At 60.9% G+C, this 14820-nt stretch carries 13 protein-coding genes; 10 read left to right on the top strand and 3 right to left on the bottom strand.

The genetic code is table 11. The annotated features are described in order from the left end of the window. Positions 1–16 precede the first annotated feature (16 nt). The 5 genes from IEX53_RS05210 (at position 17) to IEX53_RS05190 (ending at position 5461) form a co-directional block, all read left to right on the top strand. Entirely contained in the window at positions 17–1624 is a 1608-nt protein-coding gene (locus IEX53_RS05210) for an ABC transporter substrate-binding protein (protein ID WP_188822156.1), read from the top strand. Positions 1625–1873: 249 nt separating this feature from the next. Beyond that, on the top strand, positions 1874–2920 hold the full coding sequence (locus IEX53_RS05205; RefSeq protein WP_373288583.1) for an ABC transporter permease: 1047 nt from the start codon (positions 1874–1876) through the stop codon (positions 2918–2920). Further along, positions 2917–3849 carry a nickel transporter permease gene (gene nikC / locus IEX53_RS05200; RefSeq protein WP_188822153.1) on the top strand — a complete coding sequence of 311 codons (933 nt, stop codon included), beginning with the start codon at positions 2917–2919 and terminating at the stop codon, positions 3847–3849. Before IEX53_RS05205 ends, nikC begins: the two co-directional genes overlap by 4 nt. Beyond that, positions 3846–4679: an ABC transporter ATP-binding protein gene (locus IEX53_RS05195; RefSeq protein WP_188822151.1), complete on the top strand. Its 834-nt coding sequence runs from the start codon at positions 3846–3848 to the stop codon at positions 4677–4679. Before nikC ends, IEX53_RS05195 begins: the two co-directional genes overlap by 4 nt. Further along, the gene (locus tag IEX53_RS05190) at positions 4676–5461 is read left to right on the top strand and encodes an ABC transporter ATP-binding protein (RefSeq protein WP_188822149.1); all 786 of its coding nucleotides are present in this window, start codon (positions 4676–4678) and stop codon (positions 5459–5461) included. Before IEX53_RS05195 ends, IEX53_RS05190 begins: the two co-directional genes overlap by 4 nt. Before the next feature lie 46 nt (positions 5462–5507). On the opposite strand, the gene IEX53_RS05185 is transcribed toward IEX53_RS05190, so the two are convergent. Then, a complete protein-coding gene (locus tag IEX53_RS05185) occupies positions 5508–7232 on the bottom strand; it encodes an ABC transporter ATP-binding protein (protein WP_188822147.1) in 1725 nt (574 codons plus the stop codon). Positions 7233–7499: 267 nt separating this feature from the next. Between IEX53_RS05185 and IEX53_RS05180 the strand changes: the two genes are divergently transcribed. After that, positions 7500–7919 (top strand): hypothetical protein, encoded by a 420-nt coding sequence (locus IEX53_RS05180; protein WP_188822145.1) that lies wholly within the window; start codon positions 7500–7502, stop codon positions 7917–7919. Then, positions 7912–8859, top strand: coding sequence for a hypothetical protein (locus IEX53_RS05175; RefSeq protein WP_188822144.1), 948 nt, complete (start codon positions 7912–7914; stop codon positions 8857–8859). The genes IEX53_RS05180 and IEX53_RS05175 overlap by 8 nt, the downstream gene beginning before the upstream one ends. A 12-nt stretch (positions 8860–8871) precedes the next feature. On the opposite strand, the gene IEX53_RS05170 is transcribed toward IEX53_RS05175, so the two are convergent. Then, positions 8872–9972, bottom strand: a complete 1101-nt coding sequence (locus IEX53_RS05170) for a siderophore-interacting protein (RefSeq protein WP_188822142.1) — start codon at positions 9970–9972, stop codon at positions 8872–8874. 697 nt (positions 9973–10669) lie between these two features. Further along, positions 10670–11878, bottom strand: a complete 1209-nt coding sequence (gene cbiE, locus IEX53_RS05165; RefSeq protein ID WP_188822140.1) for a precorrin-6y C5,15-methyltransferase (decarboxylating) subunit CbiE — start codon at positions 11876–11878, stop codon at positions 10670–10672. A 90-nt stretch (positions 11879–11968) separates the two neighbouring features. Between cbiE and IEX53_RS05160 the strand changes: the two genes are divergently transcribed. From IEX53_RS05160 to IEX53_RS05150, 3 genes are read left to right on the top strand one after another with little or no spacing between them, the layout of a single operon-like run. Next, positions 11969–13441, top strand: a complete 1473-nt coding sequence (locus IEX53_RS05160) for a ferredoxin-like domain-containing protein (RefSeq protein ID WP_188822138.1) — start codon at positions 11969–11971, stop codon at positions 13439–13441. A 3-nt stretch (positions 13442–13444) separates the two neighbouring features. Then, entirely contained in the window at positions 13445–14083 is a 639-nt protein-coding gene (locus tag IEX53_RS05155; RefSeq protein WP_188822136.1) for a precorrin-8X methylmutase, read from the top strand. After that, entirely contained in the window at positions 14083–14814 is a 732-nt protein-coding gene (locus IEX53_RS05150; RefSeq protein WP_188822445.1) for a precorrin-2 C(20)-methyltransferase, read from the top strand. The genes IEX53_RS05155 and IEX53_RS05150 overlap by 1 nt, the downstream gene beginning before the upstream one ends. Positions 14815–14820: the final 6 nt, after the last annotated feature.

The following is a 14820-nucleotide window of genomic DNA, read 5'->3' as shown; positions in this document are numbered from 1 at the left end:
AGTCAAGGGAACGATTATGATGATGAATTTCGGACGATTTCGGATGCTTGCCGCCGGGGCGGCGATTGCCCTGGCTCTCACGGCGGCGGGACCTGCGTCAGCGGCAACGCCGCAGGACACGCTGGTCATGGCATGGGCGTTCGATGACATCATCACGCTCGATCCCGGCGAGTCCTTCGAGATCAGCACCGGCGAAATCATCGGCAATGCCTATGACCGGCTCGTCCGCCTCGACCTCAACGACACCTCCAAGGTCGTGGGCGATATCGCCGAAAGCTGGACCGTTTCCGACGATGGCCTGACCTATACGTTCAAGCTCAAGCCCGGCCTCAAATTCGCCTCCGGCAATCCTGTGACTGCCGAGGACGTGGCGTTCTCGATCCAGCGCGCCGTGAAGCTCGACCGCAGCCCGTCCTTCATTCTCACCCAGTTCGGCCTCAAGCCTGATAATGTCGAGGAGAAGGCGAAGGCGGTCGACCCCAGCACCTTCGTGCTGACCGTCGACCAGCCCTACGCGCCGAGCTTTGTTCTCAACTGCCTCACCGCCGATGTGGCCTCCGTGGTGGACAAGAAGCTGGTGCTGGAGAATGTCGTTGACAACGATCTAGGCAATGCCTGGCTGAAGTCCCATTATGCCGGCTCCGGCCCGCTGAAAATCCGCGACTGGCGGGCCAACGAGATCCTCGTCATGGAGCGCAACGACAATTATTACGGTGAGAAGGCGAAGCTGAACCGCATTATTTATCGCCACGTCAAGGAAAGCGCGACCCAGCGCCTGCTCCTCGAAAAGGGCGACGTCGATATCGCGCGCAACCTCCAGCCAGGCGACATGGAAGCGGTGTCGAAGAAAAAGGGCATCCATATCACCAGCGCGCCCAAGGGCACGGTCTATTATTTCAGCCTGAACCAGAAGAACCCCACCCTGGCAAAGCCGGAAGTGCGCGAGGCGCTGAAATATCTCGTGGACTACAACGCCATCGGCAAGACGCTGATCAAGGGCATAGGCACGATCCACCAGACCTTTCTGCCGGCGGGCGTTCTGGGCGCGGTGGATGACAAGCCCTACAAGCTCGACGTGAAGAAGGCCAAGGCGCTTCTGGAAAAGGCAGGCCTCAAGGACGGCTTCTCCGTCACCATCGACGCGCGCAACACCCAGCCGATCACCGGCATCGCCGAATCCATGCAGCAGACCTTCGCCAAGGCAGGCGTGAAGCTGGAGATCGTCCCTGGCGACGGCAAGCAGACGCTTACCAAATACCGCGCCCGCAACCACGATATCTATATCGGCGACTGGGGCATGGACTATTGGGACCCGCACAGCAACGCCGACACCTTCACCTCTAATCCTGACAATGGCGATGGTGCGTCCGCCAAGACGCTCGCCTGGCGCAATGCCTGGGATATTCCGGAGCTGACGAAGGAAACCAAGGCCGCCGTGCTGGAACGCGACACCGCCAAGCGCATCGAGATGTATCACGATCTGCAGAAGAAGGTGCTCGACGAAAGCCCCTTCGTGATCCTCTACCAGCAGACCGAGGTTGCGGGCGTGCGGGACAATATCGAGAATTACAAGCTCGGGCCCACCTTCTCGACCAACTATGTATATCCGGTGTCGAAGAAATAGGGCGCACTCCCGACGCGCACTCCCTCCCCCTTGCGGGGAGGGTGGCCCGAAGGGTCGGGTGGGGGTGGTGACGCGTGCGCAACTGTTTCCAGCAAAAGCGCAAACGTCACCACCCCCATCCGCCCGCTAACGCGGGCACCTTCCCCGCAAGGGGGAAGGAGGGCGCGAACTCGTCCGGCAGGGCAAAGGGGAGACTCTCCCGCCAGCGTCCCCATCAGAAACGGCTCCCATGTCATGGCATCACTCGATATGACGCAAACGGCCCGGCAAAGCCGCATCACCCGCATGACCATCTCCATCGCCGCCTTCCTCGGCGTGGTGATCACAACCTATCTCGGCCTGCTCGCCGTCACCTTCTTCATCGGGCGCGTCATCCCCATCGACCCAGTGCTCGCCATCGTCGGCGACCGCGCGCCAGCCAGCACCATTGCCCGAGCCCGTGAGGAACTGGGCCTCAACGAGCCACTCTACTGGCAGTTCATCATCTATGTCGGAAAAGCGCTGCATGGCGATTTCGGCACGTCGGTGCTGACCACCAATCCCGTCATGACCGATATCCGCCGCGTCTTCCCCGCGACCATGGAACTGGCAACGCTCGGCACCATCATCGGCTCCCTCATCGGCGTGCCGCTCGGCGTGCTGGCGGCAGTGAAGCGGGGCGGGTTTTTCGACCAGGCGGTTCGGGTCATCGGCCTGTTCGGCTATTCGGTGCCGATCTTCTGGCTGGGGCTGATGGCGTTGCTGGTGTTCTATGCCCGGCTCGGCTGGACAGCGGGACCGGGGCGCATCGACGTCGTTTACGAATACACCTTCATGCCGATCACCGGCTTCTACATTCTCGACGCCATCATTCAGCGCCAATGGGATGCGCTGCGCGATATCCTCAATCATATCGTGCTGCCCGCCTGCCTGCTCGGCTATTATTCGCTCGCCTATATCAGCCGCATGACACGTTCCTTCATGCTGAACGAGCTGGAGCAGGAATATATCGTCGCCGCCCGCGCCAAGGGCCTCTCCGAGCGGAGCATCATCTGGGGCCACGCACTGCGCAATGCCGCCGTACCGCTGGTTACGGTGATTGCCCTCTCCTATGCCGGTCTGCTGGAAGGCTCGGTTCTGACCGAAACCGTGTTCTCCTGGCCAGGCCTTGGCCAGTACATCACCAACTCGCTGCAGAATGCCGACATGAACGCCGTACTCGGCGGTACGATCGTCATCGGCTCTGTCTTCATCGCCTTGAACCTTCTTTCCGATCTTCTCTATCGGACCCTCGATCCCCGGACACGCGCACGATGAGCGAGATGACAAATACAACCGGGCAAAGAGGCTTCTCCGCGTGGCTCCTCTCCGACCGCCCGCAATCCCGCGCGCAGGCCCGGCTGGGCCGCGCCTATATGGTCTGGCGGCGCTTCACCGCCAACCGGCTCGCCGTCCTTGGCCTCGTAATCATCCTAGCGCTCGCCTTCGTCGCCGCCTTCGCCGACCTGCTCGCGCCACATTCCCCCATATCAGGCGACCTCGCGACGCAGCGGCTTCTCCCGCCCGGCGGCGAATATCTGCTCGGCACCGACGACCAGGGCCGCGACATCTTCTCGCGCCTCATCTACGGCTCGCGGCTGACGCTCTATGTCGTGCTGCTCGTCGCCATCATCGCCGCGCCCATCGGGTTGCTGGTGGGCACCGTCGCGGGCTATGCCGGCGGCTGGGTCGATGCGGTGCTGATGCGCATCACCGATATTTTCCTCGCCTTCCCCAAGCTCATCCTCGCGCTCGCCTTCGTCGCCGCGCTCGGGCCGGGGATCGAGAATGCGGTGATCGCCATCGCCATCACCTCCTGGCCGCCCTATGCGCGCATCGCGAGGGCGGAGACGCTGACGGTGCGCAATTCCGACTATATCGCCGCGGTGCAACTGATGGGCGCCTCCCCTGCCCGCATCGTCGTGCGCCATATCATGCCGCTCTGCCTCTCATCGCTCATTGTGCGGGTGACGCTCGACATGGCCGGCATCATCCTCACCGCCGCCGGGCTCGGCTTCCTAGGCCTCGGCGCGCAGCCGCCATTGCCGGAATGGGGCGCGATGATCGCTTCGGGCCGCCGCTTCATCCTCGACGAATGGTGGGTCGCGGCCATGCCCGGCCTCGCTATCCTCATCGTCAGCCTCGGCTTCAACCTGCTCGGCGATGGCCTGCGCGATGCGCTCGATCCGCGGGGGAACAATCAATGAGCGCACTTCTCACCGTCGAAGACCTCCGCGTCCGCTTCCCCACCCGCACCGGCACGGTCGAGGCGGTACGCGGCGTCTCCTTTTCGCTCGGACGCGAGCGGCTTGGCATCGTCGGCGAATCCGGCTCCGGTAAATCGCAGACGGGCCGCGCCATCATGGGCCTGACGCCGCCCCATGCGGAAATCACCGCCAAGCGCCTCGATTTCAGCGGCATCGATCTTCTCACCGCTTCGCCCACTGAGCGCCGCCGATTGCGCGGCAGCCGCATCGCCATGGTGCTGCAGGACCCGAAATATTCGCTGAACCCGGTCATGACCATCGGCCGCCAGATCGTCGAGACGCTGCGCACCCATGAAAATGTCGGCCGCGCGGAAGCCAGGCGGCGCACGCTCGAAATGCTGGAAGCGGTGCAGATCCGCGACCCGGAGCGCGTGTTCAATCTCTATCCGCATGAGGTCTCAGGCGGCATGGGTCAGCGCGCCATGATCGCCATGATGCTGATTGCCGGGCCAGAACTGCTCATTGCCGACGAGCCGACATCGGCCCTCGACGTAACGGTACAGCTGGAAGTGCTCGGCATTCTTGACCGGCTGGTGGCGGAGCGCGGCATGGGCCTTATCTTCATTTCGCACGATCTGCGCCTCGTCTCCTCCTTCTGCGATCGCGTCATCGTCATGTATGCGGGCCGTATCGTCGAAGAGATTGCCGCAAGCGACCTCGCCAATGCGAAGCATCCCTATACGCAGGGGCTGCTCGACTGCATGCCGAAGCTGGGCGCGGACCGGCATCCCCTCCCCACCTTGCAGCGTCAGGCGGAGTGGTCGCAATGACTGAAGCCCCAGCCCTTTCCATTAAAAATCTCGAAGTCGCCTTCGATCATTTCCGTGCGCTGAAGGGCGTCAGCATCGACGTGGCGCAGGGCGATTCCTTCGGCCTTGTCGGCGAATCCGGCTCCGGCAAATCGACGCTGCTGCGTGCCGTAGCGGGGCTCGCGCCTGTCGCCTCCGGCGAAATCCACGTCGATGGCAAACCGCTCGCCACCCCGCGCGGCAAGGCTTTCTACCGCACCGTCCAGATGGTGTTCCAGGATCCTTACGGCTCACTGCATCCCCGCCAGACGGTGGATCGCCTGCTGCTCGAGCCGCTCGCCGTCCATGGCTTCGACGAAACGGAGAAGCGCATCGTCCAGGCGCTCGATGAGGTGGGCCTAGGCTCGAGTTTCCGCTTCCGTTATCCGCACCAGCTTTCCGGCGGCCAGCGCCAGCGCGCCGCCATTGCCCGCGCGCTGATCATCGAACCCTCGATCCTGCTCCTCGACGAGCCGACCTCGGCGCTCGATGCCTCCGTGCAGGCGGAAGTGCTGAACCTGCTCGAACAAATCCGCCGCGATCGCAAGCTAACCTTCGTCATGGTCAGCCATGATCTGGCGGTCGTCACCCATATGTGCGACCGGCTGGCGGTGATGCAGAATGGCGAGATCGTGGAGGAATTGGAGGCAAGCGATCTCGCCAGGGGCAATGTGCGCGAGAATTATACCCGCAATCTAATGCGTGCGAGCGAGGGATTCCGGCGGGAGCGTATGGAGGATGAGAAGTTTTCGCCGAGCACTTGATCGGAAGCCCTTGCCGTCACACGGAAATGTCGGCGTCCATTTTATGCTAACTCCCAGTCAGCTCGAACTGCGCGTCATGCAGCCGGCGATAAATTCCCCCGGCGGCAATGAGGTCGCGGTGCCTGCCCTGCTCCGCCACGCCGGTCTCGTCCACCACCACGATCCGGTCAGCATTGCGGATCGTCGCCAGCCGGTGCGCGATGACGAGCGTGGTGCGCCCCGCTGAAAGTTCGGCCAGCGATTGCTGGATCGCCCGTTCTGTTTCCGTGTCGAGCGCCGAGGTCGCCTCGTCGAGGATCAGGATCGGCGGGTTCTTCAGGAACATGCGCGCAATCGCCAGGCGCTGTTTCTGCCCGCCAGAGAGTTTCACGCCGCGCTCGCCGATGACGGTTTCATAGCCATCAGGCAGGCTCGCGATCATCGCCTCCAGCCGCGCCCGCTGCGCTGCCGCCTCGATTTCTTGGTCGCTCGCGCCGAGGCGGCCATAGGCGATGTTTTCGCGGATCGTGCCGCCGAACAGAAAAACGTCCTGCTGCACGATGCCGATCTGGCTGCGGAGAGAAGCAAGCGTCATCTTGCGGATGTCGACGCCATCGATGCTGATCTCCCCCGCCTCGATTTCGTAAAAGCGCGGCAGGAGCGAGCAGAGCGTAGTCTTGCCCGCCCCGGACGGACCGACGAAAGCCACGGTTTCGCCCGCGCGGATGTCGAGATCGATGCCGCGCAGCACTTGTCTGTCCGCGCTATAGCCGAACGTGACGCCGCGATAGCTTATGTCGCCCTTGAGCTGCGTTACGGCGACGGCATCCGGCGCGTCGGCGATATCGGGCGCGGTATCCAGCAACTCGATGTAGCGGCGGAACCCGGCTATGCCCTTGGGATAGGTCTCGATGACGGAATTGATCTTCTCTATGGGGCGGATGAATACCCCGACCAGCAGCAGGAAGCTGATGAAGCCGCCATTGGTCAGCTGCCCATGCAGCACGAACCATGTGCCCGCCAGCATGACGATGAGCTGGGTCAGCCGCATCGACATATAGCTGAGCGATGTGCTCGCGGCCATGATGCGATAGGCCTCGAGCTTGGTCTGGCGATAGCGGCTGTTGTCCTGTGCGAACAGCATGCGCTCGTGATTCTCATTGGCGAAGGCCTGCACGACGCGCATGCCGCCGACATTCTCCTCGATCCGCACATTGAAATCCCCGATGCGGCGATAGAGCGCCTGCCAGTTGCGCGTCATGCGCCCGCCATAGCGGCTCGTCAGCCAGGCCACCAGCGGCACCACCGCAGCCGTGATCAGGGCCAGATGGACATTGACCGAGAACATCAGCGCAAAGGCGCCAAGGAACGTCATGATGGCGATGAAGAGGTCTTCCGGCCCGTGATGAGCAACCTCTCCCACCTCCTCCAGATCCTTGGTGACGCGGGCGATCAGATGGCCAGTCTTGTTGTTGTCGTAGAACCGGAAGGAGAGCTTCTGCAGATGATCGAAGAGCTTGCGCCGCATCTCCGTCTCGATGTTGATGCCGAGCTTGTGGCCCCAGTAGGTCACGATCGCCATAAGACCGGTATTCACGAGATAGACGAAGAGAAGCCCCGCGGAGGCAAGCAGGATCAGCACCCAATCCTGCCCCGGCAGGAGATGGTCGACAAAGACCTTGATGGCCATCGGAAAGCCCAACTCCAGAAGACCGGAGAGGACGGCACAACCAAAATCAAGAAGAAACAGCCTCTTATGAGGCATGTAGTAGGAAAAGAACCGCCGGAGCATCACCAGAACCTGGATTTATCCGGCAGGGAATCGCCGGATCAATTACTGTCGTCTTTTTCACGCCGTGCATTATCGCCATCGAAGCCGCGGCGCCAGTAGGAAACGACGAAATGCTCCTCCCAGTTGGACTTGGCAGCCAAGTCCGAGCGGCCGTGAACATTCGAGCGGCAAGCAGCGATCGAAGCGCGCACCAAAACGGTTGACAAACAGGATATATGCAACCTATGATATACGCGCTCTAAAGATATTTTAAAACGAGGTATAAAAATGAAATTGATTTCCGCGCTAAGCGTCTGCCTGTATTTCCTTCCTGCCAGCTATGCATTTGCGGAAGAACCAGCCAGTCGTCCCCTCCTGCTCACAGACGACTACAATAATATTTGCGAAGGGCAATTTACCGGTTTTTCAGCTGGCTTTGTAACGGCTGTCGCGGCGGCCCCTTGGGGGAATGGACAATTCTATATCAACTTTAAGGCAAATAAAGACCAGAACACATATGTGTACATGGGGCAAAGCGGACTGGACACAGCGTTTGGAAAGGCAGCCTATGCAGCAGCCTTGCAGGCGAATGCAATAGGCACTCCAGCTTTGGTCTATTGCACAGGTACAACGGATCGAAGTGGCAATCCATATATTGCAGACATTTTGTTTGGCGCCACTACGTCGGAGCCTAACATCAATGATTAAATCTTTTAGAGACGGCGTGAGAGTCTTGTTGCTTTTTTTAGGATCATTGACGTTTCCTATGGAGACCAACGCACAAAATGCTGATGTCAAAGTCTATTACATGAAAAGCGCCATGAGCGGGAGGCAGCTTTATAATGCAGGGGTCGCGTATGGCGGCACTATCGTATATGGCGTCCAGCCCGGCCGATCTCTGGTTACCTTTAGTGTACAAGGACACGGGCAATTCACGGTAGACATGATCGCAACCAATGTCTTGAACCGTGTGGGAACCGTGCTGAACGGTATCTTCGGCCACCTTCTTCCAATGCAACCTTGGGTTCAAGGCGGGCCAGTTGACAATTTTCGCGTCAGAACGGGCAACGTAGAGCAATGGGCTACTAGTGGCGACGAGGCGATAACTTTTCCTACGGATATGATTACCAATATGTGGGGGCAAGCAACCCCCGGAAAAACGCTTGTAACAGTAGCCACAACTATAAATCTAAATAACGTCGAAACTCAATCGCTAATGACTTCATTCGGTTCGAACAATATACAACAAGTAGTTGAAAAATATTTATATTCTATATTAATGCATGAATTTCTCCATGGTTTTGGATTAACCCATAACAGCACTCCGGATATGCCGCAGACACCTGTATATCAGTTCAACCTGAATTTTACAGACCATAACCAAATCATGCACAGGGTGCAGAACGTCTATGACGGCATAGATTATCTGGAAGATCTGCGCAACAGCTTGGGCAGGCCCGTACAGGAAGCCGATATCCTCCCCTCCACGGGAGAGATGCATACTCTAATGAATCTGCTGAACAATTGCGTTCCACCTCTGGAAGCCGCTATATCAGCCAAAGACCAATGCTACACGGATGTTACGAAAAGCGGAGTCACAAATTACATTAACCCGGCGCTACCGCCAACATATATCTCCATAAACTAAAAGCGCCTTGTATCAGTTGCTTTCGTCTTTTTCACGCCGTGCATTATCGCCATCGAAGCCGCGGCGCCAGTAGGAAACGACGAGATGCTCCTGCTTGTCGAGCTTGCGCTCCTTGCGCAGGTAAGTGCGGATGGCGCGGAAGGCGCTAAACTCGCAGCCCGCCCAGGCATGGATGCGCGTGCCATCGGCAGGGAATTCCACCGCGCGAACCGCATCGGCGAGAAACGTGGTCGTGCCGGCTTCGCGCCCGTTGCGGTGTAGCCAGACGAGATCGATATCGGCGCTGGAATAAAGCTTCTGCTCCTCGGCGGCGCTGTCCACCTCAATGCGGACCACGGCCTTAACATGAACAGGCAGATCTTCCAGGATGCGGCCGATGGCGGGAAGCGCGGTTTCATCGCCGGCGAAGAGATACCAGTCGGCCTCCTGCAAGCTGCCGCCGCCCGGCCCGGTCATGCCGACCAGATCGCCCTCGCTTGCATTGAGCGCAAAGGACGAGCCCGGCGTCTCGTCGCCTTCATGCAGCACGATATCAATATCCACCTCGCCCCGCTCCACGTCGAGATTGCGGATCGTGTAGATGCGGTGGGTGAGCTTGTGCTCGCCATCCGGCCAGACCGGGCGACCGTCCTCGCCGGTAACAGGCCATTGCGGCTGCGCCACGCCCTTTGGCGGGAAAATAAGGCGCACATGCAGCCCGCCATGGGTGAAGCGTTGCAGATCCTTGCCGCGCAGCATGACGCGGCGCATATGCGGCGTGATGTTGCGGGAAGAAACGACGCGCATCTCGCGGAAATAAGGCAGCGGCGAGCCCGCCGCGCCATGGCCGCTCCAGACGATCCTCGGCGTCTGGCCATCTGCGAATTCAAGGAGGTGCTCCGCCACGGCATATTTGACATAGGCGAGGCCCGTATCGTCCTCGCCCTCGGCGAGGAAAGTCAGGCTCTCGTCATCGGCTTCGACCACCGCCCGGCCATAGGAAAGCGCAATCTCGCCCCCCCGCTCCGCCGTGGTGATAGCCCCATGTTCCGCAAAATGTTCGAGAAGCCTGCTCATGATGACATGAGGCTGCGAAAGCGTGACGCGGGTGGTGGCGCTGAGAAGATGCGGCATTTGTTGGCTCCCGGACATCCGAAAGATACGGTGAGGAAGCCTTAGCCGAATGTAATATGACTACGCAAGTCATGTTTTAAAAAAATCGGATGGATTTTATCAGGATTGGTGCGTGGGGTTAATCAGCGGGAGATGGTTGCCGTAGTGCTTGTCATATCAAACCACACCGACAAGATCGGAAAAACCCGCCCCATGAAAATCTGCTGGGTCGTGGTGAGTCATCTGCGCGATTGCTTGGTGTCCGCACGCCTGTTCAGATACTCCTGCCAACGAACGGCACCATAGCCGCCTGCGGCTAAGAGAACCGGCAGAATGAAAAGATAAAAGATCTGGTAGAAGGCACAGCTTTAGCGCCAATAGTCGCCGTTGTAGCGTTTCTGGTACCAAAGCCAGCCAAGGCCGATCAGACCAACCGAGATCGGAAAAACCCACCACATGAATATCTGAGCGCTCATGCCCGTAGTCTCCCGAGAACCAAACTTGCTATTAAATGTAGAATAATTGCCGGAAAAATCCAAGCTGCGATATTCAACGCGGGGAAAAGCATGCTAGCCCCCGGTGTAAAAGTGAACGTATTGCCGAGAACGCCCACGGCAATGAATGCGGTAGACAGCCGGTCCAGATTGGACGCCAGCAGCTTTATCCGCTCATTACGAACCAATGACATCTTCCCCCTCCCCAGATTTCCCAGATCATCTTACTCCATCGGCTTCACCGCCGAAAGCATCGTCACCGGCAGCGCCTGCCGCCAGACGTCAAATCCTCCCAGCGGCGCGGCGTGGCTGACGGACAGCCGCGTTAGTTCCCCGCCGATCTTCCTCTGCCATTCCACCAGCATCATTTCGCTCTGGATGGTCACGGCATTGGCGACGAGCCGCCCGCCAGGCTTCAAGCTATTCCAGCAGGCCTCCGCCATACCTTCATCGGTAAAGCCGCCGCCGATGAAAACCGCATCCGGCGCTTCGAGGCCGGCCAATGCGCCCGGCGCCTCGCCCTTGACGAGTTCGAGCCCCGGCACGCCGAGCGCAAGGCGGTTGCGCTCGATCATGCCCTGACGTTGTTCATGCGCCTCGATGGCGATGGCGCGGCAGGTGGAGTGAGCGCGCATCCATTCAATGCCGATGGAGCCGCACCCCGCCCCCACATCCCAGAGCAATTCGCGCGGCTTCGGCGCGAGGCGGCCGAGCGTGGCGGCACGCACGTCGCGCTTGGTGAGTTGCCCATCATTCTCGAACGCCGCGTCGGGCAGCCCGGCCAGCAGCGAAAAAGCCCGTGCCCCGCCCCTGCTTTCGACGGCGAGCACGTTGAGATCGGCGGTGCGCCCATGCGCCCAACCGCTCGCCTTGCCGTCGAGCTGGCGCTCTTTCGGTCCGCCCAGATGTTCGAGGACCGTGATATGGCTCTCGCCGAAGCCGCGCGCCTCCAGCATCCGCGCCGTTTGTGCCGGGGTTTCCCCATCATTGCTGAGGATCAACAGCCGGTTGCCGGGCTGAATGTAAGCTTCGATTATTTCCAGCGGACGGCCATGGACGCTGAGCAGGGTCACATCCTGCAGGGGCCAGGCCATGCGCGCCGCCGCCAGCGAGAAGGAGGACGGAAATGGCAGAATATGCATTTCCTGACGGGCGACATGACGCGCAAACACCGCCCCCACGCCATAGAACATCGGGTCGCCGCTCGCCAGCACCACAACCGGCGCGCCCCGATGCGCCAGGACCATGTCGATACCTGCGGAAAACGGCGCCGGCCACGGAACGCGTTCACCTTTGATATCGCTGTCCAGAAAATCGAGATGCCGCCTGCCGCCGAAGATGATCTTTGCAGTGGCCAACGCTTCACGCGCGGCGCGGCCGAGCCCGTCCATGCCGTCTTCGCCGATGCCGATGATCGTCAGCCATGGTGTCATGTCGCTTCCAGACCTTGTTCGTAATCATGTTTTCGATAGGTGTGATGGTGATATAACATCTGGATGACAAGACGGAACGGAGAAAACCGAGTGCTGAAAGCATGCGCCATATCGGGCGACAGGGTGGAAAGGCGATCCGCCTGCCCCGGCCTGTTCCGCATGACGGAAGCCGCGGATGGGCGCATCTGCCGGGTGAAGCTCTCCTGCGGTCGCCTTTCTACGTCCCAGGCGCGCGCGGTCGCCGATGTCGCGGAAAGATATGGCAACGGCATCATCGAACTCACCAGCCGCGCCAATCTGCAATTGCGTGGGATCGGCCTTGGTGATGAGGAATATGTGATTCTGGCGCTTACGGCGGCAAGGCTGGGGCCGCTCGTGCCCGAGGGCGACGATATCCGCAATGTGATGGTCAATGCGACTGCAGGGATCGACGCCGCGTTCCTTATCGATACGCTGCCGCTGGCCGAAAACCTGCTCGAAACGCTGCAACTGACACCCGTTTATCACGCGCTATCGCCGAAATTTTCGATTCTGCTCGACGGCGGCGAAGCTTGCGCTGTCACCAACCATACGAGCGATATTTGGCTTGCGGCAACCGAGGATCGCGAGCGCTTCGTCTTCGGTCTCGCCTCATGTCCGCCGGTGGCACCCTCCTTCCCCCTTGCGGGGAAGGTGTCTGCGGAGCAGACGGATGGGGGTGGTGACGCTTGCGCCTCTGTCTTCAGCAAAAGCGCAAGCGTCACCACCCCCATCCGCCCGCTGACGCGGGCACCTTCCCCGCAAGGGGGAAGGAGGGAGCATGGCTTCGGCATGGTCGCCCTCGAAAATGCCCCTGCCCTCATCACCGGCCTGCTCGACCTCTTCCTGGAATTGAGCGCCACGCGTCCTGGCGTCACGCGCATGAAGCATCTTCTCGCCGAAATGCCCGCATCGGAGGTGCTGGATCGGCTAAAAACCCGCCTCGCCTTCCCTGTCGCTCCCGCCACGGACTGGCATCGCGCTGCTCCACGCCCTTTCGCGCATCTGGGTGTGCATCCGCAGCGGCAGGAAGGGCTCGCCTATGCGGGAGCCGCCGCACCGCTCGGGCGACTCACACCGAAGCGGCTGCGCGCAATTGCCCATATCGCCGCCGAAGCCAATGGCGGGCAGATTCGCCTGACGCCTTGGCAAGGCGTGCTCCTGCCCGACATTGTCGCAGCCCAGGCCCCCAGCGTTCTGGAGCGTCTCTCCGCCACCGGCCTTATTGGCGAGCCGGGCCATCCGCTTGCAGGTATCATCACCTGCTCCGGCTCAACCGGCTGCGTCTCGGCACTTGCCGACACGCAAGCCGACGCCGCGAAGCTTGCCGGGCTGCTCGACGAGGCCGCGCCCGTGCATCTGACCGGCTGCCCGAAATCCTGCGCCGCCATCCGCCCCGCCCCGGCCACGCTCATCGCGGTCGGTGAAGGGCGTTATGACCTCTTTTTACGCCATCCCGCTGGACCATCGCGCTTCGGACGGCTATTGGCGGCAAACATCACAATCGAGGAAGCGGCGCTTTTACTCAACACCGCCGGGAAATGACCGATGCCCGATAATAAAATCGACTATATCAAGGACGGCCAGCAGATTTACGACCGTTCCTTCTCTATCATCCGCGCCGAGACGGACCTATCGCGCATTCCCGCCGATCTGGAAAAGCTCGCCGTGCGCGTCGCCCATGCCAGCGGCATGGTGGATGTAGTGGACGATCTGGTCTTCTCGCAGGGCGCGGGTGAAGCCGGGCGCAAGGCGCTGGCCAAGGGCGCGCCGATCCTCTGCGACGCGCGCATGGTGGCCGAGGGCGTCACCCGCTCGCGCCTGCCTGCGAACAATGAGGTGATCTGCACCCTCTCCGACCCGTCCGTGCCCGCGCTGGCTAAGGAAATGGGCAATACCCGCTCCGCCGTGGCGCTCGAGCTGTGGCGCCCCTTTCTGGCGGGCAGCGTCGTCGCCATCGGCAATGCGCCGACCGCCCTCTTCCGCCTTCTCGAAATGCTCGACGAAGGCGCGCCGAAGCCGGCCCTGATCCTCGGCTTTCCCGTCGGCTTCGTCGGGGCGGCGGAATCGAAGGATGCGCTGGCGGAGGACAGCCGCGGCGTCCCCTTCGTCATCGTCCGGGGACGGCGCGGCGGCAGCGCCATGGCGGCGGCGGCGGTCAACGCGCTCGCCACGGAGCGGGAATGATGGTGAAGCCCGGTCGGCTTTTTGGCCTGGGCGTCGGCCCAGGCGACCCTGAACTCATCACCGTGAAGGCCCTGAAACGGCTGAAGGCAGCGCCTGTGGTCGCCTATCATGCCGCTAGGGGCAAGAAGGGAAACGCACTTTCCATCGTTGAGGAATATCTTTCGCCTGATCAGACCCTGCTGCCGCTCGTCTATCCCGTGACGACCGAAAAGCTCCCCTCCGGCATGGATTACGAGACGATCATCAGCGAGTTCTACGCGGGGATCGCCACCACCCTCGCCGAGCATCTCGACGCAGGGCGCGATGTCGCCGTCATCGCCGAGGGAGACCCGCTGTTCTACGGCTCGTTCATGTATATCCATGACCGGCTGGCGCAGCATTACGAGACCGAAGTCGTGCCGGGTGTCTGCTCGTTCCTTGGAGCGGCTGCGGTGCTGGGCGCACCGGTCGCCTATCGCAACCAGACCTTGACCGTGCTCTCTGGCGTACTCGACGCCGCCGAACTCAAGCGACGCCTCGCCGATACGGAAGCGGCTGTCATCATGAAGCTCGGGCAGAATCTGGCGAAAGTGCGCGGCGTTCTGGAAGAACTCGGCCTTATAGACCGGGCGCTTTATGTGGAGCGCGCGACCATGAGTAACGAGCGCATCATTCCGCTCAAGGAGGTGGAGCCGGAGAAGTCGCCCTATTTCTCGCTGATCCTCGTACCCGGCCAGAAGTGGAACGGCTGATGGAAC

The sequence above is a fragment of the Paramesorhizobium endophyticum genome, from assembly GCF_014640615.1.
GTDB lineage: Bacteria > Pseudomonadota > Alphaproteobacteria > Rhizobiales > Rhizobiaceae > Paramesorhizobium > Paramesorhizobium endophyticum.
The sequence above is the reverse complement of the archived record's forward strand: the minus strand, read 5'-3'. Positions and strand labels throughout refer to the sequence as shown.